Source organism: Streptomyces sp. NPDC046303 (assembly GCF_055588085.1).
In genome coordinates, this window is record NZ_JBVJFA010000008.1 from 39,203 (window position 1) to 63,540 (window position 24,338).

The 24,338-nt window shown below is 72.7% G+C and carries 23 protein-coding genes; 5 read left to right on the plus strand and 18 right to left on the minus strand.

The window, feature by feature from the left end; genetic code table 11:
• Window positions 1-88: 88 nt before the first annotated feature.
• From hpnD to ACZ6I1_RS10540, 9 genes are all read right to left on the minus strand, one after another.
• A complete protein-coding gene (hpnD, locus tag ACZ6I1_RS10500) occupies window positions 89-1,039 on the minus strand; it encodes a presqualene diphosphate synthase HpnD (protein WP_469285381.1) in 951 nt (316 codons plus the stop codon).
• Window positions 1,036-1,965, minus strand: a complete 930-nt coding sequence (gene hpnC, locus ACZ6I1_RS10505; protein WP_469285383.1) for a squalene synthase HpnC — start codon at window positions 1,963-1,965, stop codon at window positions 1,036-1,038. Before hpnC ends, hpnD begins: the two co-directional genes overlap by 4 nt.
• 438 nt (window positions 1,966-2,403) lie before the next feature.
• The gene (locus tag ACZ6I1_RS10510; protein WP_469285385.1) at window positions 2,404-3,186 is read right to left on the minus strand and encodes an ABC transporter ATP-binding protein; all 783 of its coding nucleotides are present in this window, start codon (window positions 3,184-3,186) and stop codon (window positions 2,404-2,406) included.
• Window positions 3,179-4,108 (minus strand): ABC transporter permease, encoded by a 930-nt coding sequence (locus tag ACZ6I1_RS10515; RefSeq protein ID WP_469285387.1) that lies wholly within the window; start codon window positions 4,106-4,108, stop codon window positions 3,179-3,181. Before ACZ6I1_RS10515 ends, ACZ6I1_RS10510 begins: the two co-directional genes overlap by 8 nt.
• A 94-nt stretch (window positions 4,109-4,202) precedes the next feature.
• Window positions 4,203-5,084 carry a glycosyltransferase family 2 protein gene (locus tag ACZ6I1_RS10520; RefSeq protein WP_469285858.1) on the minus strand — a complete coding sequence of 294 codons (882 nt, stop codon included), beginning with the start codon at window positions 5,082-5,084 and terminating at the stop codon, window positions 4,203-4,205.
• Between the two features lie 8 nt (window positions 5,085-5,092).
• The gene (locus ACZ6I1_RS10525) at window positions 5,093-5,872 is read right to left on the minus strand and encodes a CDP-alcohol phosphatidyltransferase family protein (RefSeq protein WP_469285391.1); all 780 of its coding nucleotides are present in this window, start codon (window positions 5,870-5,872) and stop codon (window positions 5,093-5,095) included.
• Window positions 5,850-6,911, minus strand: a complete 1,062-nt coding sequence (locus ACZ6I1_RS10530; RefSeq protein ID WP_469285393.1) for an iron-containing alcohol dehydrogenase family protein — start codon at window positions 6,909-6,911, stop codon at window positions 5,850-5,852. The genes ACZ6I1_RS10525 and ACZ6I1_RS10530 overlap by 23 nt, the downstream gene beginning before the upstream one ends.
• Window positions 6,899-7,651 carry a phosphocholine cytidylyltransferase family protein gene (locus ACZ6I1_RS10535; protein WP_469285395.1) on the minus strand — a complete coding sequence of 251 codons (753 nt, stop codon included), beginning with the start codon at window positions 7,649-7,651 and terminating at the stop codon, window positions 6,899-6,901. Before ACZ6I1_RS10535 ends, ACZ6I1_RS10530 begins: the two co-directional genes overlap by 13 nt.
• Window positions 7,648-9,432 (minus strand): DUF5941 domain-containing protein, encoded by a 1,785-nt coding sequence (locus ACZ6I1_RS10540; RefSeq protein WP_469285860.1) that lies wholly within the window; start codon window positions 9,430-9,432, stop codon window positions 7,648-7,650. Before ACZ6I1_RS10540 ends, ACZ6I1_RS10535 begins: the two co-directional genes overlap by 4 nt.
• A 385-nt stretch (window positions 9,433-9,817) precedes the next feature.
• Here ACZ6I1_RS10540 and ACZ6I1_RS10545 point away from each other — a divergent pair, with 385 nt between their 5' ends.
• Both ACZ6I1_RS10545 and idi read left to right on the plus strand, forming a co-directional pair.
• Window positions 9,818-11,095, plus strand: coding sequence for a GNAT family N-acetyltransferase (locus tag ACZ6I1_RS10545; protein ID WP_469285397.1), 1,278 nt, complete (start codon window positions 9,818-9,820; stop codon window positions 11,093-11,095).
• Between the two features lie 142 nt (window positions 11,096-11,237).
• A complete protein-coding gene (gene idi, locus ACZ6I1_RS10550) occupies window positions 11,238-11,837 on the plus strand; it encodes an isopentenyl-diphosphate Delta-isomerase (protein WP_469285399.1) in 600 nt (199 codons plus the stop codon).
• A 39-nt stretch (window positions 11,838-11,876) separates the two neighbouring features.
• Here idi and ACZ6I1_RS10555 read toward each other — a convergent pair whose 3' ends face one another.
• Both ACZ6I1_RS10555 and ACZ6I1_RS10560 read right to left on the minus strand, forming a co-directional pair.
• Window positions 11,877-12,383 (minus strand): ATP-binding protein, encoded by a 507-nt coding sequence (locus tag ACZ6I1_RS10555; RefSeq protein ID WP_469285401.1) that lies wholly within the window; start codon window positions 12,381-12,383, stop codon window positions 11,877-11,879.
• A gap of 133 nt (window positions 12,384-12,516) precedes the next feature.
• Window positions 12,517-13,224, minus strand: a complete 708-nt coding sequence (locus ACZ6I1_RS10560) for an HdeD family acid-resistance protein (RefSeq protein WP_469285403.1) — start codon at window positions 13,222-13,224, stop codon at window positions 12,517-12,519.
• Window positions 13,225-13,302: 78 nt separating this feature from the next.
• Here ACZ6I1_RS10560 and ACZ6I1_RS10565 point away from each other — a divergent pair, with 78 nt between their 5' ends.
• Complete coding sequence (locus ACZ6I1_RS10565; RefSeq protein WP_469285405.1) at window positions 13,303-14,067, plus strand: enoyl-CoA hydratase/isomerase family protein; 765 nt, start codon at window positions 13,303-13,305, stop codon at window positions 14,065-14,067.
• Here the strand turns inward: ACZ6I1_RS10565 and ACZ6I1_RS10570 are convergent.
• Both ACZ6I1_RS10570 and ACZ6I1_RS10575 read right to left on the minus strand, forming a co-directional pair.
• On the minus strand, window positions 14,054-14,680 hold the full coding sequence (locus tag ACZ6I1_RS10570; RefSeq protein ID WP_469285407.1) for a DJ-1/PfpI family protein: 627 nt from the start codon (window positions 14,678-14,680) through the stop codon (window positions 14,054-14,056). The genes ACZ6I1_RS10565 and ACZ6I1_RS10570 overlap by 14 nt on opposite strands.
• A 113-nt stretch (window positions 14,681-14,793) precedes the next feature.
• Entirely contained in the window at window positions 14,794-15,750 is a 957-nt protein-coding gene (locus ACZ6I1_RS10575; protein WP_469285409.1) for a GlxA family transcriptional regulator, read from the minus strand.
• A gap of 103 nt (window positions 15,751-15,853) precedes the next feature.
• On the opposite strand from ACZ6I1_RS10575, the gene ACZ6I1_RS10580 reads away from it, so the two are divergent.
• Both ACZ6I1_RS10580 and ACZ6I1_RS10585 read left to right on the plus strand, forming a co-directional pair.
• Window positions 15,854-17,491 (plus strand): ABC-F family ATP-binding cassette domain-containing protein, encoded by a 1,638-nt coding sequence (locus ACZ6I1_RS10580; protein WP_469285411.1) that lies wholly within the window; start codon window positions 15,854-15,856, stop codon window positions 17,489-17,491.
• A gap of 335 nt (window positions 17,492-17,826) precedes the next feature.
• Window positions 17,827-18,123 carry a hypothetical protein gene (locus ACZ6I1_RS10585; RefSeq protein ID WP_469285413.1) on the plus strand — a complete coding sequence of 99 codons (297 nt, stop codon included), beginning with the start codon at window positions 17,827-17,829 and terminating at the stop codon, window positions 18,121-18,123.
• A 74-nt stretch (window positions 18,124-18,197) separates the two neighbouring features.
• Here ACZ6I1_RS10585 and ACZ6I1_RS10590 read toward each other — a convergent pair whose 3' ends face one another.
• The 5 genes from ACZ6I1_RS10590 to ACZ6I1_RS10610 all read right to left on the minus strand — a co-directional run bounded on the left by ACZ6I1_RS10590 (window position 18,198) and on the right by ACZ6I1_RS10610 (window position 24,303).
• A complete protein-coding gene (locus ACZ6I1_RS10590) occupies window positions 18,198-18,977 on the minus strand; it encodes an SDR family NAD(P)-dependent oxidoreductase (protein ID WP_469285414.1) in 780 nt (259 codons plus the stop codon).
• On the minus strand, window positions 18,974-20,146 hold the full coding sequence (locus ACZ6I1_RS10595; RefSeq protein ID WP_469285415.1) for an MAB_1171c family putative transporter: 1,173 nt from the start codon (window positions 20,144-20,146) through the stop codon (window positions 18,974-18,976). Before ACZ6I1_RS10595 ends, ACZ6I1_RS10590 begins: the two co-directional genes overlap by 4 nt.
• Window positions 20,136-20,636: a hypothetical protein gene (locus tag ACZ6I1_RS10600; protein WP_469285417.1), complete on the minus strand. Its 501-nt coding sequence runs from the start codon at window positions 20,634-20,636 to the stop codon at window positions 20,136-20,138. Before ACZ6I1_RS10600 ends, ACZ6I1_RS10595 begins: the two co-directional genes overlap by 11 nt.
• Before the next feature lie 261 nt (window positions 20,637-20,897).
• Entirely contained in the window at window positions 20,898-23,333 is a 2,436-nt protein-coding gene (locus tag ACZ6I1_RS10605; RefSeq protein ID WP_469285418.1) for a Tex family protein, read from the minus strand.
• A gap of 106 nt (window positions 23,334-23,439) precedes the next feature.
• Entirely contained in the window at window positions 23,440-24,303 is an 864-nt protein-coding gene (locus tag ACZ6I1_RS10610; RefSeq protein WP_469285419.1) for an SCO6745 family protein, read from the minus strand.
• Window positions 24,304-24,338: the final 35 nt, after the last annotated feature.

The following is a 24,338-nucleotide window of genomic DNA, read 5'->3' on the forward strand; positions in this document are numbered from 1 at the left end:
AGGGCACCGGCCGGGGCCGCGGCGAGCAGACCGACCGAGGCCGCGGCGAGGGCACCGGGCGGGGCCGCGGGCCGGGTGGCCGGGGGCATCAGGGCCGCCTCCGGGTGGTCTGGCGGGAGATGGTCCGCGCGTCGAGCCCGGACAGGCCGCGCACGGCGACGTACGCCTTCTCGTGCGGCGGCAGCGAGACGCGGCCGCGCAGGACCGCCTCCGGCTCCCGCTCGATGCGGTCGAGGAGGCGCCGGTAGATGCCGGCCATGGCGGCCACGCAGGCGCCGCTGCGCCGGTCGAGCATCGGCAGCAGCCGGTAGCCCTCGGCGAACAGCGCCCGGGCGCGCCGCACTTCGTGGTGGATCAGCCCGGCGAAGTCGGAGCCCTCGGGGGCCCGGTCGCCGTGGAAGCCTTCGGAGCAGCCGAATTTGGCGAGGTCCTCGGCGGGCAGGTAGGTGCGCCCGTTGGCCGCGTCCTCGCGAACGTCCCGCAGGATGTTGGTGAGTTGCAGGGCGAGGCCGAGCGTGTCGGCGTACTCGGCGGCGCGCGCAGAGTCGGGGACTCCGGGGGCGGTGCCGAACACGCCCAGCGAGAGCCGGCCGATGGCCCCGGCCACGCACCGGCAGTAGGCCTTGAGGTCTTCCCAGGTCTCGTACGTCTCGCCGCGCACGTCCATCAGGACGCCGTCGATGAGTTCGTCGAGGCCGCCGAGCGGGATCGGGAAGCGGCGCGCGGCGTGCGCGAGGGCGACGGCGACGGGGTCGGTGTCGTCCTCGTCGACCTCCTCGGCGCGGATCCGCCCGAGCAGGGCGCGGGTCTCCTCGAGCCGGGCCAGCTTCGCCCCGGGCGCCAGCGCGCCGTCGCCGATGTCGTCGACCCGCCGGGAGAAGGCGTAGAGCGCGGACATCGCCTGCCGCTTGTCGGTGGGCAGCAGCCGGATGCCGTACGCGAAGTTGCGCGCCTGCGATCCGGTGACGGCCTCGCAGTAGCCGTACGCCGCCAGGACCGGCGCGGACACGTGTGTGGGGCCCTCCACGGTGGGGCTCACCCCTTTCTCGGCGCAGAGCGCAGGACGGCGGCCACCTCGCGGATCAGGCCGCTCTTGGTGGGCTTGGGAGGGCCGGGCAGTACGTCGAAGCCGGCGGCGGTGACGGCTCTCAGGGCGGCACGTCCCCCTCCCACGAAGCCCGCGAGCAGCAGCCGGAGCCTGCCGTGCACGCTACCCACGAGGGGGGTGCCTTCATTCAGCAGCTCCCGCGCGCGTTCGGTTTCGTATGCGATCAGGGCGCGTACGGACGCGCCGGCGGACGGGGCCTTGAGGTCGGTCTCGGCGACGTGGAAGCGCCGCATGTCCTCGGTGGGCAGGTAGATCCGGTCCCGGCCGAGGTCCTCGGCCACGTCCTGGATGTGCTCGACGATCTGCAGGGCCGTGCACACCGCGTCCGAGCGGCGGATCCGCTCGGGGGTGGCGGTGCCGGTGAGGGCGAGCACGAGGCGGCCGACCGGGTTGGCGGAGAGCTCGCAGTAGCCGAGGAGCTTCCCGTACGTCTCGTAGCGCGCGACCCGCTGGTCCTGGCGGTTGGCCTCGATGAGTCCGAGGAACGGCTCGGGGGTGAGCCGGTGGGCGCGCACGACGGGCTGGAGGGCCTGCATCAGCGGGTGGCGCGGCGGACCGTCGCTGCCGCCGAACACGCGCCGCAGGTCGGCCTCGAAGGCGTCGAGCATGGCGAGCCGGTCGTCCACCGCGGCGGGTTCGAGGCCGAGGAGCACGGCGTCGCGTCCGCCGGGGGCCAGGTCTCCGTCGCCGATGTCGTCGACGAGGCGGGCGTACCCGTAGACCGCCATCAGGCCGTCCCGCCAGGCGCGGGGAAGGAACGCGGGGGCCACGGGGAAGTTCTCCGCGGCGGCCTTGCCGAGGGTGGCGCGTGCGTGGACCGTGTCGGACCGGGGGCGGATGCCGTCCCCCGCGGTCACCGCCCGCCGCCCGGGGCGGGGACGGCCGTCGCGCCTGGGGGCCGGAGAATTCCCGTAGCCATTGCCGTCACATCTCCCGTTCTACACTGCCGACCCAATACATCCTATTTCGGACACGCCGCCTGGGATTCCCCGGGCCTGCGCCAGGCCGTTCACCTGCGGGGAATCGTCCCCTCTTGCCGCGATTCAGGACTGCTTCAGCTTACGCTGTACAACGTCGCCGGGACCGCTCGGGTATGCGCCGCGCCCCCGAATGTCGCCGCCCCGCTGCCGCCCCGCGCCACCCCGCGCCGCCGCGCGTGCCGACCCGCTTGCCGCCGCCGCAGGTGACGGTCCGACAGCGGCCCGCACGCCGGGACACGCCGAGGCCCCCGCCGCTCATCGCGGCGGGGGCCTCGGCGTGTCGACCGGCGGGCCGGCCCGGCGGCCGTCCCGCGGTCAGCCGTTGGAGGCCTTCTCGTAGGCCGAGACGACTTCCTCCGTGGGCCCGTCCATCAGGAGCTCGCCCTTTTCCAGCCACAGCACCCGGTCGCAGGTGTCGCGGATGGACTTGTTGTTGTGGCTCACCAGGAAGACCGTGCCGGCCTTCTCCCGCAGTTCGCGGATGCGGTTCTCGGAACGCACCTGGAAGCTGCGGTCACCGGTGGCCAGGGCCTCGTCGATCATCAGGACGTCGTGGTCCTTGGCCGCCGCGATGGAGAAGCGCAGGCGCGCCGCCATGCCGGAGGAGTAGGTGCGCATCGGCAGGGAGATGAAGTCGCCCTTCTCGTTGATCCCCGAGAAGTCGACGATGCTCTGGTAGCGCTCCTTGATCTGCTCGCGGCTCATGCCCATCGCCAGACCGCCGAGGACGACGTTGCGCTCGCCGGTGAGGTCGTTCATCAGGGCCGCGTTGACGCCCAGCAGCGAGGGCTGGCCGTCGGTGTAGACCTTGCCGGCCTCGCAGGGCAGCAGGCCCGCGATGGCCCGCAGCAGCGTGGACTTGCCGGAGCCGTTCGAACCGATGAGGCCGATCGCCTCGCCCCGGTACGCGGTGAAGGAGACCCCGCGCACGGCGTGGACCCGGCGCACGCCCGGCGCGTCGCCCTTGCCCCGGCGGATTATCTTGCTGAGCGCGGCGGTGGCCGCGCCCTTGCCGGCGCTGCCGGTGTTGACCCGGTAGACGATGTGCACGTCGTCCGCGATCACGGTGGGGACACGCCCCTGGGTGTGGTCAGCCACGGCCGTAACGCTCCTCAGACTTCCAGAAGTACACGAAGCCGCCGAGGCCGATCACGGCGGCCCAGCCCACTGCGAAGAGCCAGACGTGCGGGGGCAGGTTGCTGCTGCCGTAGTCGTCGATCAGCGCGAACCGGATGAGGTCCATGTAGATCGCCACCGGGTTCCACAGCAGCACGTCGCTGATCCACTGCGGCTGGTCCTTGAGGTAGATCCCGATCGGGAACATGACCCCGGAGGCGTACATCCACGTGCGCATCACGAACGGCATCAGCTGCGCCAGGTCGGGGGTCTTGGAGCCCATCCGCGCGAAGATCATGGCGAGGCCGGTGTTGAAGACGAACTGCAGCGCCAGCGTCGGGATCACCAGCAGCCAGGACAGGCGCGGGTAGTTGCCGAAGCTGACGGCGATCACGAAGACGACGACCATCGAGTACATCAGCTGCTGGAGCTGCTGCAGCGAGAACGACACCGGCAGGGAGGCCCGCGGGAAGTGCAGCGCCCGCACCAGCCCGAGGTTCCCGGAGATCGCCCGGACACCCGCCATCACCGAGCTCTGGGTGAAGGTGAAGATGAAGATGCCCATCATCAGGAACGGGACGTAGACGCCCGAGGGCATCTCCCGGCCCGCGCCGAGGATCACGCCGAAGATCAGCCAGTACACGGCCGCGTTCAGCAGCGGGGTCGCCACCTGCCACACCTGGCCGAGCTTCGCCTGGCTGTACTGCGCGAGCAGCTTGGCCCGCGAGAAGGCCATGATGAACTGGCGCCGGCCCCAGAGCTGCCGCACGTACTCGACCAGACCGGGCCGGGCGCCGCTCACGGAGAGGCCGTACTTCCTGGCGAGCTCCGCGGGACTCAGCCCCGCGTCTACGGACGGCGGCCTGCTCGTGGCGAGGGCGCCGTCGTGGGTTGTGTCACTCACAAGTTGAAACTTTCGTCTTCAAGATGCGACAGGAAGGGCATCAGGCTGGTGGCGCGAAGCCCGTGATCGCGCCATGTTCCCAGACGCGGGCTGGTCAGATGACAGGAGGTCGGCCCAGGCGGGTCAACCGCCAGACCGTCCGCCATCTCATGGGACGGCGGGGACCGCAGGGAGTGGTCCACCCCTCCCGGAATCCGCCGAACCAGGCCTTGAGCGCCGGCACCGAAGGCCTGCGCAGGAGCGTCAGCAGGAGCCAGACGCCCAGGTAGGCCGGGACCAGCACGGCGGGCAGGTTGCGGCGGGCGAGCCACACCCGGTTACGGGCCACCATACGGTGGTAGACCGCGTGCCGGGAGGGGGCCGTCGTCGGATGCAGCAGCACCATGTCCGCGCGGTAGTCGATCAGCCACCCGGCGTCGAGCGCCCGCCAGGCCAGATCGGTCTCCTCGTGCGCGTAGAAGAACTCGCCCGGCAGCGGCCCGACCTGCTCGAACACCTTCGTACGGACCGCGTTGGCGCCGCCCAGGAAGGTGGTCACCCGCGAGGAGCGCATCGGGTCGGAGGCGCGCAGCCGCGGCACGTGCCGGCGCTGCGTGATACCGGTCTCAGGGTCGGCGATCCGGAAGCTGACGATCCCGAGCTCCGGGTCCTCCGCGAAGGCCTGCCGGCACAGCTCGGCGGTGTCCGTCCGCTCCAGCAGGCCGTCGTCGTCCAGGAAGAGCAGGGCGTCGACCTCGCTGCCGCCGGGACCGAAGGCCTCGATGCCGACGTTGCGCCCGCCGGGAATGCCCAGGTTCTCGGGAAGGTCGACGGTACGGACACCGGGCGGCAGGTCCGTCACGCCCGAGACCTTGACGCCCTGGCCCACCACGACCACCTCGACGGGGTCGCCGTCCTGGCGGGCGACCGAGTCGAGGAGCGCCTTGAGCTCGTCGGGCCGGTTGCCCATGGTGATGATCACGGCGCCCAGCCGCATCGGCGCACTCACTTGAGCCTGCTCGAGGCCAGGATCGACACCAGGTGCAGCACGGTCTGCAGCAGCGCGATGGCGGCGAGGACGGCGACACCGATCCGGGAGAAGAACAGGTCGCCGCGGAGCTGGTCCACGACGGCCAGCACCAGGATGAGCAGGGACGCCTCGATGCCGAGGACGAGGCGGTGGAACTTGAGCGCGGCGGCGGCCCGGCGGGCGAGCGCCATGCCGGACGAGCGCGGCTCGGCCGCGGCGTCCTTGACCACGGGCTTGCCGGCCTGGTGGCGGGCGACACCGACCAGGTCGGTCTCGGCCTTGATCAGGATCGCGCCGAGCGCCGCGAGGGTGCCCAGGAAGGCCCACAGCCAGTCGATCCGGCCGCCGCCCCACAGGTCGGCGGCGCGCAGGCCGAAGCCGACCAGCACCGCCGCGTCGCACAGGTAGGCGCCGACCCGGTCCAGGTACACGCCGGACAGCGAGAACTGCTTCTTCCAGCGGGCGACCTCGCCGTCGACGCAGTCGAGCAGCAGGTACAGCTGGACCGCGACCACGCCGAGGACGGCGCCCCAGACGCCCGGCACCAGCAGGGCGGGTGCCGCGAGCACGCCGGCGAGCGTCATCAGGTAGGTCAGCTGGTTCGGCGTGACCTTGGTGGTGACCAGGTAGCGGGTGATGCGCAGGGAGATCTCGCGCATGTAGAGGCGACCGCCCCAGTGCTCGCCGCTGACCCGGTCCTTCACGCCCGCCGGGTGAACGACGGGCCGGAGTTCAGCTACGGATGGTCTTGGCATAGTCGGCGTAAGCGTCCCTGATCTCGGCGGCGGACAGGTTGAGGTGCTCCAGGATCGTGAAGCGTCCCGGGCGGGTCTGCGGGGCGTACTCGACGGCCGTGACGAACTCGTCGATGCTGAAGCCGATCTCCTCCGGGGTCACCGGCAGGCCGTGCCGGCGCAGTACCTCGATGAAGAGCCCGGACTGCTCGTCGGCTCCGCGCAGGTGCATCGCGAAGGCGGCGCCGATGCCGACCTGCTCGCCGTGGAGCGCGGAGCGCCCCGGGTAGAGCAGGTCGAAGGCGTGGCTGATCTCGTGGCAGGCGCCGGACGACGGGCGGGAGTCCCCGCTGATCGACATGGCGATGCCGGAAAGGACCAGCGCCTCGGAGAGCACGGTGAGGAACTCGTCGTCACCGCATCCGCCGGGGTGGCGCAGTACGGACTCGCCCGCGGTACGGGCCATGGCGGCGGCCAGGCCGTCGACGGGCTCGCCGGTGACCTTGTGCGAGAGCTCCCAGTCGGCGATCGCCGAGATGTTGGAGATCGCGTCGCCGATGCCGGCGCGGATGAACCGCACCGGGGCTTCCTTGATCACGTCGAGGTCGATCACCATGGCGATCGGCGTGGGCACGCCGTAGGAGCCGCGGCCGTTGTCGTTGTCCAGGATGGACACCGGCGAGCAGATGCCGTCGTGCGAGAGGTTGGTGGCGACGGCCACCATGGGCAGCCCGACCCGCGCCGCGGCGTACTTCGCCACGTCGATGATCTTGCCGCCGCCCAGGCCCACGACGGCGTCGTAGCGGCGGCCCTTTATGTCGTCGGCCAGCTTGACGGCGGAGTCGATGGTGCCGTCGACCACGGCGTACCAGTCGGCGTGCGGCAGCACGGGCTCGAGCTTGGCGCGCAGCGCGACGCCCGAGCCCCCGCTGATCGCGATCGCCAGCTTGCCGGACGCGGAGATCCGCTGGTCGGCCAGGAGGCCGGCCAGGTCGTCCATCGCTCCGCTGGCGATGTCGACGACGACGGGCGAGGGGATGAGCCTCGTCAGTACTGGCATGCGATCGTCCGGCCCTTGGCGAGGTCGTCGTGGTTGTCGATCTCCACCCACTTGACGTCGCCGATGGGCGCCACGTCGATGGTGAAGCCGTCGTTGACGAGCTGCTGGTAGCCGTCCTCGTAGTAGAGGTCGGGGTCGCGCTCGAAGGTGGTCTTCAGCGCGTCGGCCAGCTGCTCGGCGGCCTCGGCCTCGATGAGGGTGACACCGATGTACTCGCCGGTCGCGTCGGCCGGGTCCATCAGCTTGGTGATCTTCCGGACGCCCTGGCCGTCGGCGGTGACGACCTTCATCTCCTCGTCGGCCAGGTTCTTGACCGTGTCGAGGGCGAGGATGATCTTCTGCCCGTTGCCGCGGGCGGCGAGCAGGGTCTTCTCGACGGACACCGGGTGGACGGTGTCGCCGTTGGCGAGGATCACGCCCTGCTTGAGGACGTCACGCGCGCACCACAGGGAGTAGGCGTTGTTCCACTCCTCGGCCTTGTCGTTGTCGATCAGCGTGATCTTGACGCCGTACTTGGCCTCCAGGGCCTCGCGGCGCTCGTAGACCGCTTCCTTGCGGTAGCCGACGACGATGGCGACCTCGGTGAGGCCGACCTCGGCGAAGTTGCCGAGCGTCAGGTCGAGGACCGTCAGGCTCTCCTCCTGGCCCTCGGGACCGACGGGCACGAGGGCCTTGGGCAGGGTGTCGGTGTAGGGACGCAGACGGCGTCCGGCACCGGCAGCGAGTACAAGGCCGATCATGCTGGTTCTCCTTCGTCATGTACGGCGGGTGCTCCGGAGGAGACCCAGAAGCGGATGCTCTCCACGAGCACCACGAGTGCCACGGTCACGGCCATGGCCGTGAGCGCGACGGGGAAGTCCGATGCGCGCGTCGCGAGGACGGCGGCCAGCACCGTGGTCACCAGGACCCGGCCCTCGTGGCCGCCGCTCGTCCGCACCAGCCAGTGCGGGGGCGCGCCGGTGCCGCCGCGAATGCGGTACACCGTGTCGTAGTGATGGTAGGCGACCGCCGCGATCAGGCCGAATGCCGCCGGAAGGGCCCCGGGGACGTCCGCCTTGGCGGCGAGCACGAGGACCGTGACGTACTCGGCGGCCCGGAACAGCGGCGGGATCAGCCAGTCCAGCGCGCCCTTGAGGGGTCGCGAGACGGCCTCGCCGGCGGCCACGGCGTAGAGCGCGGCGGCCGCGATCAGCGTCGGGTCCCCGTACGGGCGGCTCAGGGCGAACCCGACGAGGCCGACGGCGGCGAAGGCCGCGATCCACACGGAGCTCGCGGCGGGCCCGCGGCCCCCCAGCAGGCGGCGCGGGAGCTCGGCGAGGGGACCGGAGTCGGTGAGGTCGTACAGGGCCTGGGCGGCCCGGTCGGTACGGGTCGCCTTGCGGGTCAGGGAGCGCAGGACCCGCCCGGCGGTGGTGTAGAGCGCGCCGAAGGCGCAGCCGATGAGCAGGGCGTAGAACACGGTCCGGGGGGTGGTGACGGCGGTCAGGACCGCGATCATCGCCCAGCGCTCACCGATCGGAAGGATGATCATGCGGCGGACCCAGACCGTCCAGCCGACGCTGTCGAGCTTGTCGGACAGGGCGGCCGTGGGGCTGGTGTTTGCCGTCGCGTCGTGGTTGGCCTCGTTGAAGGAGAAGTCCACGACGTGCCGGCAGGTCATGAGGATCATCGCGCCGAGCGCCAGCGCCCATACGTCGTCGCCGCCGCGGGCGGCGCCGAGCGCGAGGCCCGCGTAGAAGGCGTACTCCTTGGCCCGGTCGAAGGTCGCGTCGAGCCAGGCGCCCATCGTCGAGTACTGGAGCGAGTAGCGGGCCAGCTGGCCGTCGGTGCAGTCCAGGACGAAGGAGAAGAGGAGCAGCACACCGGCCGCGGCGTAGCCCCGGCGGTCGCCGGTGGCGGCGCAGCCGGCCGCGATCAGCGCGGTGATCAGCGAGGCGGTGGTGACCTGGTTGGGGGTCAGGCCGCGGCGCGCGCACCAGCGGGCGATGTAGCGCGAGTACGGGCTGATGAAGAAGGTGGTGAAGAACCCGTCGCGGGACTTCACGGCGGTCCGCAGGCGTACGGCCTCCTCGTCGACGGCGGCGACGGCGGCGACGGCCGCGTCCCGGTCCGCCGGGGTGGCGGGGACGGTGGCGACGAGGGTGCCGAGCTCGGGGCGCTGGACGGCGGTCCCGGAGGACTCCACCGCGGCGGCGAGCCGGTCGGCGTAGGGGACAGCGCCGTCACCCGGTGTGGCGGCGGCCTCCTCGAGTGCCTCGCGGGCGCCGGACTGGACGGCGAGGGCGCCGGGGACGGCGCAGGCGTCGAAGCGCGGGTCGGTCAGCGCGAGGCGCAGCGCGTGCACGTGCCCGACGAAGGCGCTGTCCACGACGGCCACCCGCTGGTCGGCGGGTACGGCGGCGAGGGCGGCGGCGGCCTCCTGGGGACCGGCGGCGGGGCGGACCTCGAAGCCGAGTGAGCGCAGCTCGTCAGCGAGCGGTGATCCGGGGACCGGCAGGCCGGTGAGGATGACGGTCGGCAGACGAACTCACTCCTTGTAACGAAGTCCGGACTGACTCCGGACGGGACGCCTCGTGGGGCGGCGGCACGTCGGCAGAGGCTATCGGATGAATGGAAGCTGGGGTTCACCGCCCGTTTACGCCCTGACGAGCCGAATATCCCGGCCCCGGGCCGGGGCGTGATCATCATTGACGATCACGGCGCGATACCACAAACGGCGCGGATGTTACGGTGGACACGCCCCTGATCGTGTCGAGTGGGAAGAGGTGGGTTGATGACCGTCGCAGTGGTCGCGGCCATGCGCAGCGAACTCCGGTGCATCCCCTCCTTTCCTCCGGGCATCCGGCCGGGCCTGACCGTCCTCTGACGGTCCCCCGTCGGCCGGAGCCCCCGTTCAAGGGTTCACGTTGACCGACATCTCCTTCATCGAGGCCTTCTTCACCCTGCACCGCGGCCTGCCGCGGCAGGGGCCCGGTTCCGACGCGAGCACCCGGCACCTGCTGTCCCTGTGCGGACCGCTGCCCGGGCGGCCGCGCGTACTCGACCTGGGCTGCGGTCCGGGCCGCAGCGCCCTGCTGCTCGCCGCGGAGGCCGGCGGACACGGCGCCGAGGTGACCGCCGTCGACCTCCACGCACCGTTCCTCGAAGAGCTCCGCACGGCCGCCGCCGGCCGCGGGCTCGGCGACCGGGTCCGCACCGTCATGGCGGACATGGGCGCACTTCCCGCCGAGCGGTTCGAGGACGGTTCCTTCGACCTCGTCTGGGCGGAGGGCTCCGCCTACTCCATCGGCTTCGACACCGCGCTCGCGCGGTGGAAGCGGCTGCTCGCACCCGGCGGCACGCTGGTGCTGACCGAGTGCGAGTGGACCGTCGAGGAGCCGTCCGCGGGCGCCCGCGCCTTCTGGGACGGGCAGTGCCCGCTGCGCTCCACCGCCGGAAACCTCGCGGCCGCCCAGGCCGCCGGCTACCAGGTCCTCGGCGTGTACCACCTGCCCGACTCGGACTGGGCCGAGTACTACGGCCCGCTCGCCGAACGGGTCGGGGACCACTCCGGCGCCGGGGACCCGGCGACGGCGGCCGCGCTCGCCGCCGCCCGCGAGGAGCTCGGCGTGCGGGCCCGGCACGGCCACGAGTACGGGTACACCGGCTACGTCCTGCGCCCGGTGACCGCCGGGGACGGCGGCGCCTGGCCGGCCCGGCCGGAGACGCGGGCCGACGCCGCCGCCGTGCGGGCCGTCAACCTGGCGGCGTTCGACACGCCGCTGGAGGCGGATCTCGTGGACGCGCTGCGCGCGGACGACGCCTGGGTGCCCGGCCTGTCGTACGTGGCCGAGGGCCCGGACGGGTCGGTGGCGGCGTACGCCCTGCTCACCGCGTGCGAGGTGGACGGGGTACGGGCGCTCGCGCTCGCCCCGGTGGCCACCGATCCGGCGCGGCAGCGCTCGGGCGCCGGCAGCTCGGTGGTGCGGGCCGTGCTCGCGGCGGCCAGGGAGGGCGGGGAGTCCCTGGTCCTGGTGCTGGGCCACCCGGAGTACTACCGGCGCTTCGGTTTCGTCCCGGCCTCCCGGTTCGGGATCCGGGCGCCCTTCGAGGTGCCGGACGAGGCCATGATGGCGCTGGTGCTGGACGATTCCGTTCCGGTTCCTGCGGGCACGATCGGTTATCCGGGGCCGTTCGGGGTCTGACGCCGCGGGCGCAGGACGTGAGGTGATCTGCCCCTCGTCGCTTATCACGCGACGGGGGGCAGACATGCGCGGATCTCCGAAGTGCGGACAAGCCCCTTTTGTACGGCAGACTGAAGGCCGGAGTCCGAAGCGAAGGATGGGTATGCCGACACCACCAGCCACCGCCGCGAGCAGCGCGACCAACGGCACCGGAACTCAAGAACCGATCATGCTCGAACTGGTCGACGAGTCCGGCAACACCATCGGCACGGCGGAGAAGCTCTCCGCTCATCAGGCACCCGGGCAGTTGCACCGGGCGTTCTCCGTGTTCCTCTTCGACGAGCAGGGCCGGCTGCTGCTGCAGCAGCGGGCCCTCGGGAAGTACCACTCCCCCGGCGTCTGGTCGAACACCTGCTGCGGCCACCCCTATCCCGGGGAGTCGCCGTTCGCGGCGGCGGCCCGGCGGACCCACGAGGAGCTGGGGCTGTCGCCCTCGCTGCTCGCGGAGGCGGGAACGGTCCGCTACAACCACCCGGACCCGGCGTCGGGTCTGGTGGAGCAGGAGTTCAACCACCTTTTCGTGGGACTGGCGCAGTCGGCCGTGCGGCCGGATCCGGAGGAGGTCGGGGGCACCGCCTTCGTCACCGCCGAGGAGCTGGCGAAGCGGCACGCCGAGGCGCCGTTCTCGGCGTGGTTCATGACCGTGCTGGACGCCGCGCGGCCCGCGATCCGCGAGCTGACCGGTGATGCCGCGGGCTGGTAGCCCGCCCGGCACCCGGTTCGCACCCGGTTCGCACCCGGTTCACACGACGGAGGTCGCGGGTGCGGCCGGCGCGGTGAGCGGCAGGGCCGCCCAGATGACCTTGCCGCCCGTCGAGGTGTGCTCGACGTCGCAGACCCCGCCGGCCTCCAGCGTGATCTCGCGCACCAGGAGCAGGCCCCGGCCGCCGGTCTGGCCGAAATCGGCCTCCAGCGCCTTGGGGCGGTACGGGTGGTCGTCCTCGACGGCCACCCGTACCCACTCGCGGCCGATCGCGACCTCGACGGCGACCTCCGGGGAGAGCAGGGCGGCGTGCCGGACGGAGTTCGTCACGAGCTCGGAGACGATCAGCAGCAGGGAGTACACGAGGTCCTGCCGGGTCGCCACCCCCTGGCGTCCGAGCAGGTCCCGGACCGCGCGGCGCGCCTGGGGAACGGATTCTTCTACTGCGGGAGCCGTGAACCTCCATACTCCCTCGTACACGAGGGGGTCGGCCGGAGCCGCCGGCTCCGCCTCCCGGGCTGGCGGGACATTCCCGCTGACATCCATCTTCCGTCCCCCGTCTTCGCGGCGCTCGATCGTCTCCACACGTCAAGAGTGGGGAACAGCCCGATCCGCCCCGCGCCGCTGACCACAAGTCAGCGCCATTCGGACACTTTCTGACCAAGGGCGTATGACAGAGTCAGTTGTTCGACTGTTCCTGATCTTCTGTGGGACGCTTCTCGGCCGCCTCGCCGGCCCGCTCGGCGCCGACGGCCTCCGGTTCCGCCGCGTCCTCGCTGACCAAGCCCAGGATGCGCCGGGCGCCCATGCCCACGGCCACCAGGCTCAGTCCGTCGAACAGGAGGGCGAGCGAGAAGAAGGTTCCGATCACGTAGCGGCTGCTGCCGGGCCAGCTGAACAGGATCAGGACGCCGAGCAGGACGCCGAAGGCACCCTGGACGAGCGACAGCCCGAAGTTCGCCCCGCGCACCACGAGGGCGCCGGCGAGCCGGAACACCCCGCCGGTGAGGAAGAGCAGCGCGGCGAACATGGTCAGCGCCTCGGCGCTCGCCTCGGGCCGGCGCAGGACGACGAAGCCGGCCGCCAGGTTCATGGCGGCGACGATGACCGCGAGCCAGAAGTAGTTGCTCTTGCGGGACTGGACCGCGTGCAGCAGTCCCACCAGACCGCCGATCAGCAGCAGCCAGCCGAAGAGGAACATCGAGGTCAGGGTGGCGACGCCGGTGTAGACCAGACCGACCAGGCCGGCCAGCACGAGGATCGCCCCGAGCGCGGCCAGCAGCCCGAAGCTGCGGCTGAGCTGCTTCTTCTCCTGCTGCGGTTCCCGGCTCCTGCTCCTGCTCCTGCTCCTGGCCCTGCCCCTGTCCTCGGTACGGTCTGCGTCCATGGACGTGCCACCTCCTCGCACCCCCCGGACGGACTCCCCTTGATCATAGGATCGACACCCCGGGATAGCATCCGGCGCATGGACGCAGCCCGGGACGCAGCCCTCCACCACACCGTCGCCGACGGGGTCGCCACCGTCGTCATCTCGCACCCCGCCAAGCGCAACGCCATGACGGCCGCGATGTGGCGGGCCCTGCCGGAACTGCTGCCGGGACTGGCGGCCGATCCCGCCGTACGGGTGCTCGTGCTGACCGGGGCGGGAGCGACGTTCTGCGCGGGCGCGGACATCTCCTCCCTGACCGGCGACGAGGAGGAGGACCCGCAGGCACTGGCCGTGGTGGCCGAGGAGGCCCTGGCCGCCTTCCCGAAGCCGACGCTGGCGGCGATCCGCGGGTACTGCGTGGGCGGCGGGAGCCAGCTCGCGGCCGCCTGCGATCTGCGGTTCGCGGAGGAGGGGGCCTCGTTCGGGGTGACCCCGGCGAAGCTGGGCATCGTCTACCCGGCCTCCTCGACCAGGCGGCTGGCCCGGCTGGTCGGCCCGGCCGCCGCCAAGTACCTCCTCTTCTCGGCGGAGTTGATGGACGCGGACCGGGCCCTGCGGACCGGCTTCCTGGACGAGCTGCTGCCGGTGGGCCAACTGGACAAGCGGGTCGGCGAGTTCACGCGCGTGCTGGCCTCGCGGTCGCAACTGACGCAGGCGGCGGCCAAGGAGTTCGCGGACGGGCGGGAGGACCGGGACGCCCACTGGGCGGCGCAGGCGGCCGCGAGCGGCGACACCGCGGAGGGCGTCACCGCGTTCCTGGAGCGCCGGGCGCCCGTCTTCCGCTGGCCTACAGCGGATTGACCGCCCGGAGCCGCGCGACGAGCTCGGCCGGGGCCTTGGCCGGGGAACCGGCGTCGTAGGGCGGCTGGGGATCGTACTCGGTCATCAGCTGCACGGTCTGGGCGAACTCGTCACCGGCGATCCTGCCGAGCAGGGTGAGACCCATGTCGATCCCGGCGGACACCCCCGCCGCCGTGACGTACTTCCCGTCGAAGACCACCCGCTCGCCGGTGGGCTCGGCTCCGAACCGCGGCAGCTGGTCCAGGAACAGCCAGTGCCCGGCGGCCCGCCGCCCGTCGAGCAGCCCGGCGGCGGCGAGCAGCAGGGAGCCGGTGCAGACGGAGGCCGTCCAGGTGGTGGTGGCGTCGGCGTCCCGCAGCCACTGGAGGACGGCGGGGTTCTTCATCTCCAGTTCCGGGTGCGGTCCGCCGGGCACGAGGACGATGTCGGGCCGGGTCACCTCGTGGAGCGCCTTGTCGGCGACGAGCGCGAGCGACCCGTTGTCGGTCCGTACGGGTCCGGGGTGCTCGGACACGAACACCGTCTCGGCCCCCTGGAGCCGGCCGAGGGTGTCGAAGGGCCCGATGGCGTCGAGTGCGGTGAAGCGGTCGTAGAGCAGTACGGCGATCTGCATGGCTCCTCCGGAGCGGTCGTGGCGTGCCGGTCCCCCGGCCGGGGGCGGCAGGTCTGTGGTTGCGGGGCTTCGCGGCAGTGCGGTGGCGGCGAGCAGGGCACGGACGGCGGCGGTCAGGGGCCGAAGCGGCGGCGGTATTCGGCCGGGGGCTGGCCCAGGGTCCTGAGGAAGGCCCGGCGCAGGGCCTCCGGCGTGCCGTAGCCGCAGGCGCGGGATATCTGGGCGATGCCCTCCCGGCTGTCCTCCAGCAGCCGCCGCGCGTGCTCCACCCGCACGCGCTCGACGTACCGGCCGGGCGTGACGCCCGTCTCGGCCCGGAAGGCACGGGCGAAGTGGCGGGGCGAGAGCCGGGCCCGGGCGGCGAGCGCCTCGACGCCGAGGTCGGCGTCCGGGTGCTCGGTGATCCACTGCTGCACGTCCCGCAGCGGTTCCCGCCGCGCCGTCTGGGCGGCCAGCTGCGCGCTGAACTGCGCCTGGTTGCCGGGCCTGCGCAGGAACACCACCAGGTGCCGGGCGATGGTCAGCGCCACGTCGCGCCCGTGGTCCTCCTCCACCAGCGCGAGCGCCAGGTCGATCCCGGCCGTGACCCCGGCCGAGGTGGCGACCGGCCCGTCCCGTACGTAGATCGGATCCGACTCCACCGCCACGTCCGGGTAGTCCCGCGCCATCTGCTCGCACGCGTTCCAGTGCGTCGTCGCCCGCCGCCCGTCGAGCAGTCCCGCCTCGGCCAGCAGCAGCCCGCCCGTGCACACGGACACCAGCCGCCCCGCGCCTCCCCCGTGGGCGCGGAGCCAGTCGGTGAGCCGCGGCTCGAAGTCCGCCGTGTACCGGCCGCCCGGCACCAGCAGCGTGGTCCCGGGGCCCGGGCGGGCACTGCTCAGGTCCCCGTCGGGGACCAGGGTCAGGCCGCTGCTCGTACGGACCGGCGTTCCGCCCGGGGACACCGTCCGGATCCCGTACGCCGGGTGGCCCGGGAACCGGGCCGCGGCGGCGAACACCTCGACCGGCCCGGTCACGTCCAGGCTCTGCACCCCGTCGTAGAGCAGGACGAGCACGTTTCGCGACGACATGGCCTCATGGTGTGATGCCGCACCGCACGGCCGCAATGCCGGGCTCCCCACCTATCCGGCCATCGCCGGTGGCCCGCGCCTGCCCGGATAGGATCGGTGCATCATGACTGCAACCCTCGTCGCCAAGAAGCTCACCGCCGCCCACGGTGAGCGCACGCTGTTCGCCGATCTCGACCTCGTCGTCGCGCCCGGCGACGTCATCGGCCTCGTCGGCGTGAACGGCGCCGGGAAGTCCACCCTGCTGCGCCTGCTCGCCGGGCTGGACACCCCCGAGAGCGGTGAGCTGCGGCTCTCCCCGCCCGCCGCCGCCGTGGGCCACCTCCCGCAGGAGCCGGAGCGCCGGCCCGCCGAGTCGGTGCGGGAGTTCCTGGCGCGGCGCACGGGGGTGGCCGCCGCGCAGGCGGAGCTCGACGAGGCCACGCAGGGCCTGGTGGACGGGACGCCGGGCGCGGACGACGCGTACGCGACGGCGCTGGACCAGTGGCTGAACCTCGGCGGGGCCGATCTCGACGAGCGGGCCGAGGAGGTCGCCGCCGAGCTCGGTCTCACCGTGGGCCTGGACCTGCCCATGACGGCACTGTCGGGCGGGCAGGCGGCCCGCGCGGGCCTCGCCTCGCTGCTGCTCTCCCGTTACGACGTCTTCCTGCTGGACGAGCCCACCAACGACCTCGACCTGGACGGTCTGGAGCGGCTGGAGCAGTTCGTCAAGGGGTTGCGCGCGGGCACGGTCGTGATCAGCCACGACCGCGAGTTCCTGACCCGGACCGTCACCAAGGTCCTCGAACTCGACCTGGCACAGCAGCAGATCAACCTCTACGGCGGCGGGTACGAGTCCTACCTGGAGGAGCGGGAACGCGCCCGCGGCCATGCCCGTGAGGAGTACGAGGAGTACGCGGGCAAGAAGTCCGCCCTCGAGGGCCGGGCGCAGATGCAGCGCAACTGGATGGACAAGGGCGTGCGCAACGCGCGCCGCAAGGCGAGCGACAACGACAAGATCGGCAAGAACCTGCGCGGCGAGTCCAGCGAGAAGCAGGCCGCCAAGGCCCGCCAGACCCAGCGGGCGATCGAGCGGCTGGAGGTCGTGGACGAGCCGCGCAAGGAGTGGGAGCTGCGCATGGAGATCGCGGCGGCGCCGCGCTCCGGCTCGGTGGTCGCCACCCTGCGCGAAGCGGCGGTCAAGCGCGGGGACTTCGTCTTCGGGCCGGCCAGCCTGCAGATCGACTGGGCGGACCGGGTGGCGATCACCGGGGCCAACGGCGCGGGCAAGTCGACGCTGCTGGCCGTCCTGCTCGGCCGGGTGGCTCCGGACTCCGGCTCCGCCACCCTCGGCTCCGGGGTGCTGGTCGGCGAAGTGGACCAGGCGCGGGGCCTGTTCCTCGGCGGCGAACCGCTGCTGGAGGCGTTCTGCGCGGCCGTCCCGGACACCGAGCCGGCCGAAGTCCGCACCCTGCTGGCCAAGTTCGGCCTCAAAGCGGCCCATGTCCTGCGCCCGGCGGCCACCCTCTCCCCGGGCGAGCGCACCCGCGCCGCCCTCGCCCTGCTCCAGGGCCGCGGGGTCAACCTGCTGGTCCTGGACGAGCCCACGAACCACCTGGACCTCCCGGCGATCGAGCAGTTGGAGTCCGCGCTGGAGGCGTACGAGGGCACGCTGCTCCTGGTCACGCACGACCGCCGCATGCTCGACGCCGTGTCGGTGACCCGCCGCCTCGAGGTCGCGGACGGCAAGGTCACCGAGCTCTAAGGGGTGTCCGGTGCCGCGTCGGGCAACGTGGGCCACGGCGCGGCATCCGGCCTCCCGAGGTGCCGACCCGCTCGGGCGCGACTAGCCTGAGTGGGTGAGAGCCGCACCAGCGGAACGCGCCCCCATGGCCGAAGTTCCGCGTCAGCAGGGGTTGGACCTCTGACGCGCGCCTGCTTCGGGACCCATGCGGCGCCTGAGCCCTTGTGGCCGGAGCGTGCTTCCGCGCCTCCCGCGGCCCTGCATCCGATCCGCGCTGCGCATTCTGCCTGCGGCCGCGGTTCCGCCCCCGTCCCTCCTCGGCGAGGTTCGTGCGGGTGGAAGGAAAGGGAACTCCCATGCATGCACAGAGAGCGAAGCGCCTCTTCGTGGCGTCCGCCGCCGGTCTCCTGATGGCCGGTGGGGCCGCACTCGGCACGGCGGGCACCGCCTCGGCGGCGGCCCCGGCCCAGCCCGTCAGCTACGTCACCGGCGGTGGCTGCGGCGGCAACGGTTACGACAAGGACCACGACAAGGGCCACGGCAACTACGGCCGCCACGGTGGCTGGGACCATGACGATGACGACAAAGGTTACGGAGGCAACGGCCACGGATGGGGTCACGGACACGGTCACGGCCACGGCCACGGCCACTGACTGATCCGTCCTTCCCACAGCACACCGTGCGCGGACCGGTCACCGGGCCGCGCATCGGTCTGCTGTCGACCCCGCTAGCCCGTCCGGTCCGCCGGGGCGCGCCGGGTACGGGCCATCCGGCGGGCCACGAAGCCGCGCGGGAGGTGGCGGGCGGCGAAGGCGTACGCCTGGTAGCGGCGGCCGGTGATGCTGAGCGGGCGGCGCAGGGCGAGGTCCTTCAGCGCCTGGTCCACCACGGCCTGCGGTTCCAGCCAGACCGCGTCGCGCAGGGCGCTGACGTCCATCCCGGCGCGCTCCTGGAACTCGGTCCGGGTGAAGCCGGGTACCACCGCCAGCACGCGGACGCCGTACGGTTCCATGTCCACGCGCAGTGACTCGCTGAACGCGGTGACCCAGGCCTTGGCGGCTCCGTAGGTGCCGGTCGGCAGCAGTCCGGCGACCGAGGACACGTTCACCACCGCGCCCCGGCGGCGCTCGCGCAGGCCCGGCAGTACGGCGTGGGTGAGCCGGAGCGGGACTTTGACCAGCAGGTCGAGCATCCGCTCCTCGTCCTCGACCGGGCTGTACGGGAAGGGTGCGGGCAGCCCGAAGCCGGCGTTGTTGACCAGGATGTCCACGGGCCGGATCCGGTCGGCGAGGCGTGCGGCGACCTTCTCGCGGTCCGCCGCGTCCAGCAGGTCGGCGGGCAGCACCTCGGCCGCCGTGCCGAACTCCCGGCCCAGGTCCCGCGCGACCGCTTCCAGCCGCTCCTCGTCGCGGGCCACGAGGACCAGGTCGGCGCCCTTGGCCGCGAAGCCCCGGGCGAAGGCCGCGCCCAGTCCGGCGCTGGCCCCGGTGATCAGTACGGTGGTCACGACGGCTCCGCTTTCCGGGTGTACTCGTGGGCGACGTCGACGAGGAACCGGGCCTCCTCGGCCAGGTCCCCGCCCTCGGCCGAGGTCTGGATGGCGGCGGGCAGTTCCAGTCCGGCCGCCTCGCCCGGCTGCCCGGGGATCCCGGCGAGCTTGGCCTGCCGCGCCTCCCTCAGTACGGAGGCCAGCGCGGCCGCGGTGCGCCGCTGTTCGGGGACCCCGCGCCCGGCGACCCGGCCGCGGGCGTCCTCCAGGGCGCCCGGGGCGGCGTATTCCCCCAGGATCAGGATCGCGTCGCGCGTTTCGATCACCTTGCGGTACACGAGCAGGTTGCGCGGGACCGGCGGCCACAGCAGCTCCACCATCCGTCCGGCCCGCGGTTTGTTCAGGGCCACGTGCGGGACGGCCTGCACCAGGTCGCGCCACAGCGGCCAGAGCCGCCAGGCGGTGGCGATGTCGGCAGCGGTCCGGCGGAAGGTGAACACGGTCGGCACGAGGATGGCGGCGGCCCGCAGCAGGCCGTGCACGTTCATCAGCAGCGGCAGGGCGGGCATCGCCCAGGTGCTGCCGAACAGCGCCTTGAGCAGGTACGCGAGCCAGAACAGGCCGGCGAGCGCGGTACCGAGGCCGAACAGCCGCAGCCCGGCGGCCAGTCCGCGGCTCTCGGCGCGGCGGCTGTAGCGCCAGCACAGCGCCACGCAGACGGTGTTGGCGGCCACGTGCGCGGAGATCAGCACCAGCCAGTACGCGAGGGAGGGCACGGGGTCGCCGACCGGCGGCATGGTGTGCGTGCCGTGCGCGGGCGCCGCGGCGTCCAGTACGAGGAGTGCGGCGAGCCACCCGGCCGTGGCGGTCCAGGAGACGAGCCGGAGCCGGCGGCCCCCCGCGGCGGCGGCCACGAAGTAGAGGACGGCGCCGGCGGAGAAGACGCCGATGAGGTTGCGGACGAGGCCGATGGTGTGCGCGTAGCCGGCGCCGCGGGTCATCGCGTACGTGACGACGTCGGGAAGGTTCAGGGTCATCGCGGCGGCGGCGGTGGCCACGGCCAGCCACAGGCCGCGCTGCTGCGGGGAGCGCAGGGCGCCCGGGGCCCGCAGCAGGACCGCGATCCACAGGCACACCACGCTGGGGACGGCGAGCCAGTTCCCGAAGGCGGTCAGGTCAGCTGCCATCGTTGCCCCGCTCGTAGCCCATGGCGGATTCGAGCCGGGCCAGGGTGCCCCGGGCACGGGCCGCCGACGCCGGGCCGGCGTTCGCCGTGCGGATGCGGATCATGCTGGCGAGCATCTCCGCCTCCTGCTCCTGGCGGGTGGTGTAGTTGGTGCGCCCGAGCACGATCGGGGCGGCGCCGTCGGCTTCCTCGCCTTCCAGCGAGTGGTGGCCGAAGAGGATGTGGCCGAGCTCGTGGAGCACGATGTGCTCCCGGTGGAGCGGGGTGGTCTGCGCCTCGTAGAAGACGTAGTCGACGCTGGCCGTGCCCACCCACAGTCCGCAGACGCCGGACTCCGCCGCCTCCTTGGGCAGCGGGTGGAGCTTGATGGGGCGGCCGCGCTGCTCGGCTATGCGATGGCACAGCGCGTCGAGCGAGAACGGATGGGTCAGATCCAGATGGCCGATAATGTTCTCGCACCGTTTACGCAGGCTGAGTTGCCGGTGGGGCATGTGATCCCTCTTCGGACCCTTTCTCGGGCAGCGTCGGTAGGCGTGTGCTGGCATGGGCATGGCGTCCTGTGCCTTCGAAGGCGGCCTCGGGGAATGCGGTCCTGAGGGGAAATGCGGAAGCCCGTCCGCCGAGTGACGAACGGGCGTTCCACCATGCCTACAGATCTTGTACGGGAGTTGGCAAGGCAGGTCCCCTGGTGGGGAACCTATTCGGCCATCGCAGGCAGGACGCTCGCCCGCCGGGTGGCCGCATGCTTGCGGTCAGCGCTTGCGGCGCTCCTCCGGTCCGGTGAGGCCGGCGCGGCGCAGGGCGTCGGCCATCGCGCTGTTGGCGGGAGCGGGGGCGGGGGCGCCGCCGCCCTGCCGCTGGCCCTGACCGCCCTGGCGCTGACCCTGGCCCCCCTGGCGCTGGTTCTGGCCGCGCTGGCCCTGGCCCTGGCCGCCGCCCGCACCGCGCTGCTGCGGCGGACGGCCGCCGCCACGCCGCTCCTGGCCCGGGGTGCCCGCGCCGCGCTCCGCCCCGGCCTCGTCCTCCAGCCGCAGGGTCAGCGAGATCCGCTTGCGCGGGATGTCCACGTCCATGACCTTCACGCGGACGATGTCGCCCGGCTTGACCACGTCGCGGGGGTCCTTGACGAAGGTCTTCGACAGCGCCGAGACGTGCGCCAGCCCGTCCTGGTGCACGCCGACGTCGATGAAGGCGCCGAAGGCGGCCACATTGGTGACCACTCCCTCCAGGATCATCCCGGGGGCCAGGTCGCCGATCTTCTCCACGCCCTCCTTGAAGGTCGCGGTCTTGAAGGCCGGGCGCGGGTCGCGGCCCGGCTTCTCCAGTTCGCGCAGGATGTCGGTGACCGTGGGCAGGCCGAAGGCCTCGGTCACGAACTGTTCGGGGCGCAGGGAGCGCAGGACGGCCGTGTTGCCGATCAGCGCGGCGACCTCACCGCCCGCCGTCTTGCCCATCGCCCTGACGACCGGGTAGGCCTCGGGGTGCACGGCCGAGGCGTCCAGCGGGTCGTCCCCGCCGCGGATCCGCAGGAAGCCCGCGCACTGCTCGTACGCCTTCGGGCCGAGCCGGGCCACGTCCTTGAGCCCCTTGCGGCTGCGGAAGGGGCCGTTGGCGTCGCGGTGGGCGACGATGTTCTCGGCGAGTCCGCCGCTGATGCCCGACACGCGCGAGAGCAGCGGCGCCGAGGCGGTGTTGACGTCGACGCCGACGCCGTTCACGCAGTCCTCGACCACCGCGTCGAGCGAGCGCGAGAGCTTCACCTCGGACAGGTCGTGCTGGTACTGGCCGACGCCGATCGACTTCGGGTCGATCTTGACCAGCTCGGCGAGGGGGTCCTGGAGGCGGCGGGCGATGGAGACGGCGCCGCGCAACGACACGTCCATGCCGGGGAGTTCCTGCGAGGCGAAGGCCGAGGCGGAGTACACGGAGGCGCCCGCCTCCGAAACCATCACCTTGGTGAGCCCCAGCTCGGGGTGGCGGGTGATGAGCTCCCCGGCGAGCTTGTCGGTCTCGCGCGAGGCCGTGCCGTTGCCGATGGCGACCAGATCGACCGCGTGCTCCTTCGCGAGGCGGGCGAGCGTGGCCAGGGACGCGTCCCACTTGTTGGCGGGGACGTGCGGGTAGATCACGTCGGTGGCCACGACCTTGCCGGTGGCGTCCACGACGGCGACCTTCACACCGGTGCGGAAGCCCGGGTCCAGGCCGAGCGTCGCCCGGGTGCCCGCCGGGGCGGCGAGCAGCAGGTCGCGCAGGTTCGCGGCGAAGACGCGTACGGCCTCGTCCTCGGCGGCCGCGCGCAGCCGGGTCCGCAGGTCGATGCCGAGGTGCACCTGGATCTTCGTACGCCAGGCCCAGCGGACCGTGTCGGCCAGCCACTTGTCGCCGGGGCGGCCGCGGTCGGCGATGCCGAAGCGGCGGGCGACCATGCCCTCGTACGTGGAGGGGCCGGGGGTCTCGCTCGGCGGCTCGGGCTCCAGGGTGAGGTCGAGGACCTCCTCCTTCTCGCCGCGCAGCATGGCGAGGACGCGGTGCGAGGGGAGGGCGGTGAAGGGCTCCGCGAAGTCGAAGTAGTCGGCGAACTTGGCGCCCGCCTCCTCCTTGCCCTCGCGGACCTTCGCGGCGAGCCGGCCCCGGCCCCACATGCGCTCGCGCAGCTCGCCGATCAGGTCGGCGTCCTCGGCGAACCGCTCGGTGAGGATGGCGCGGGCGCCCTCCAGGGCCGCGGCCGGGTCGGCGACGCCCTTGTCGGGGTCGACGAACGCGGCGGCCGCGGCGGCCGGTTCCACGGAGGGTTCGGCGAGCAGCCCCTCGGCGAGGGGCTCCAGGCCGGCTTCGCGGGCGATCTGCGCCTTGGTGCGCCGCTTGGGCTTGAAGGGCAGGTAGATGTCCTCCAGCCGGGCCTTGGTGTCGGCCGCGTTGATCCGCGCCTCCAGCTCGGCGTCGAGCTTGCCCTGCTCCCGCACGGAGTCCAGGATCGCGGTGCGCCGGTCCTCCAGCTCGCGCAGATAGCGCAGCCGCTCCTCGAGCGTGCGCAGCTGCGCGTCGTCGAGCATTTCGGTCGCTTCCTTGCGGTAGCGCGCGATGAACGGCACGGTGGAGCCGCCGTCGAGCAGCTCGACGGCGGCCTTGACCTGCCGCTCCCGTACGCCGAGCTCCTCGGCGATCCTGCCTTCGATGGACGTCGTCACGATCGGGTTCCGCCTGCCTTCGTTTGCACTGGAAGGCTGCCAATTGTGGCAGGTGGGTGTGACGAGGCGCGGTAAGGCCGCCCCGGCCGCCGCGGCCGGGGGTCCGTCAGGCCTTGCCGCGCAGGTCGGCCGGGAAGGCTCCGGCCGTGATCGCCCGCATCACGAACCCGCCGCCGAGTTCCGCGAGGCGGGCCAGGCCGTCCGCGCCGAGGAGCTCGTAGGGGGCCGCGTCCAGGCGGTCGGTGTCGGCCTCGAGGCTCTCGCGCACGGCCTTGCCCTGCTCGGTGAGCTCGCCGTCCTCGTCGAGGATCCCGCGGGCGCGCAGCCGGTCGGCGGCGGCGTCCAGGTCGGACTGCTCCCAGCCGCGGATGGCCTTGAGCCACTTCGGGGTCATGCCCTTGCCGGTGGCGGTGTGGCTGACCAGGGCCTCGAGCGGGTCCAGGCCGGCGATGAGCAGGGCGGCGAGGTGGCCGTCGCCGCGGTGTTCGCGCAGCAGGGTGGTCGCGTGCCACAGGCGCAGGTGCGGCTCCTCGGGTACGGGGAGGTCGGCGTGGGCCGCGTAGAGGGTGCGGGCGTGCCGGGTGCAGCCCTCGGTGGCGCGTATCGCCAGGTCGGCCGCCTCGGCCAGTTCGGGCGACTCGATGACCTCCTCGCCGAGGAGCCGGCGCAGGGTGGCGTCGGCGGCGCGCAGGCGGGCGGCGAGGACCTGCTCGGGCGTGGCGGTGTCCCAGACGGCGGGGAGGTGCCGGGCGATGAGGTCGTGGCGGTAGTTGTAGAACGTGGCGGTCACCGTGCCCGCTCCGACGGCGCCCATGGCGGCGGAGCGGTGGGCGAGGTTGACGGCGAGGGGATCGGTGATGCCGAGGCCCGCGAACTCCTTGGTGGTGTCCGGTGAGAAGTACACGGTGGAGTGCAGCGGGTTGATCGCGGTGTGCCAACAGTGGCGGGCGGCGAGCGGAGGAAGGGTCATGGCGGCAGGTTACCGACTGCTTGGTATGCCGGGAA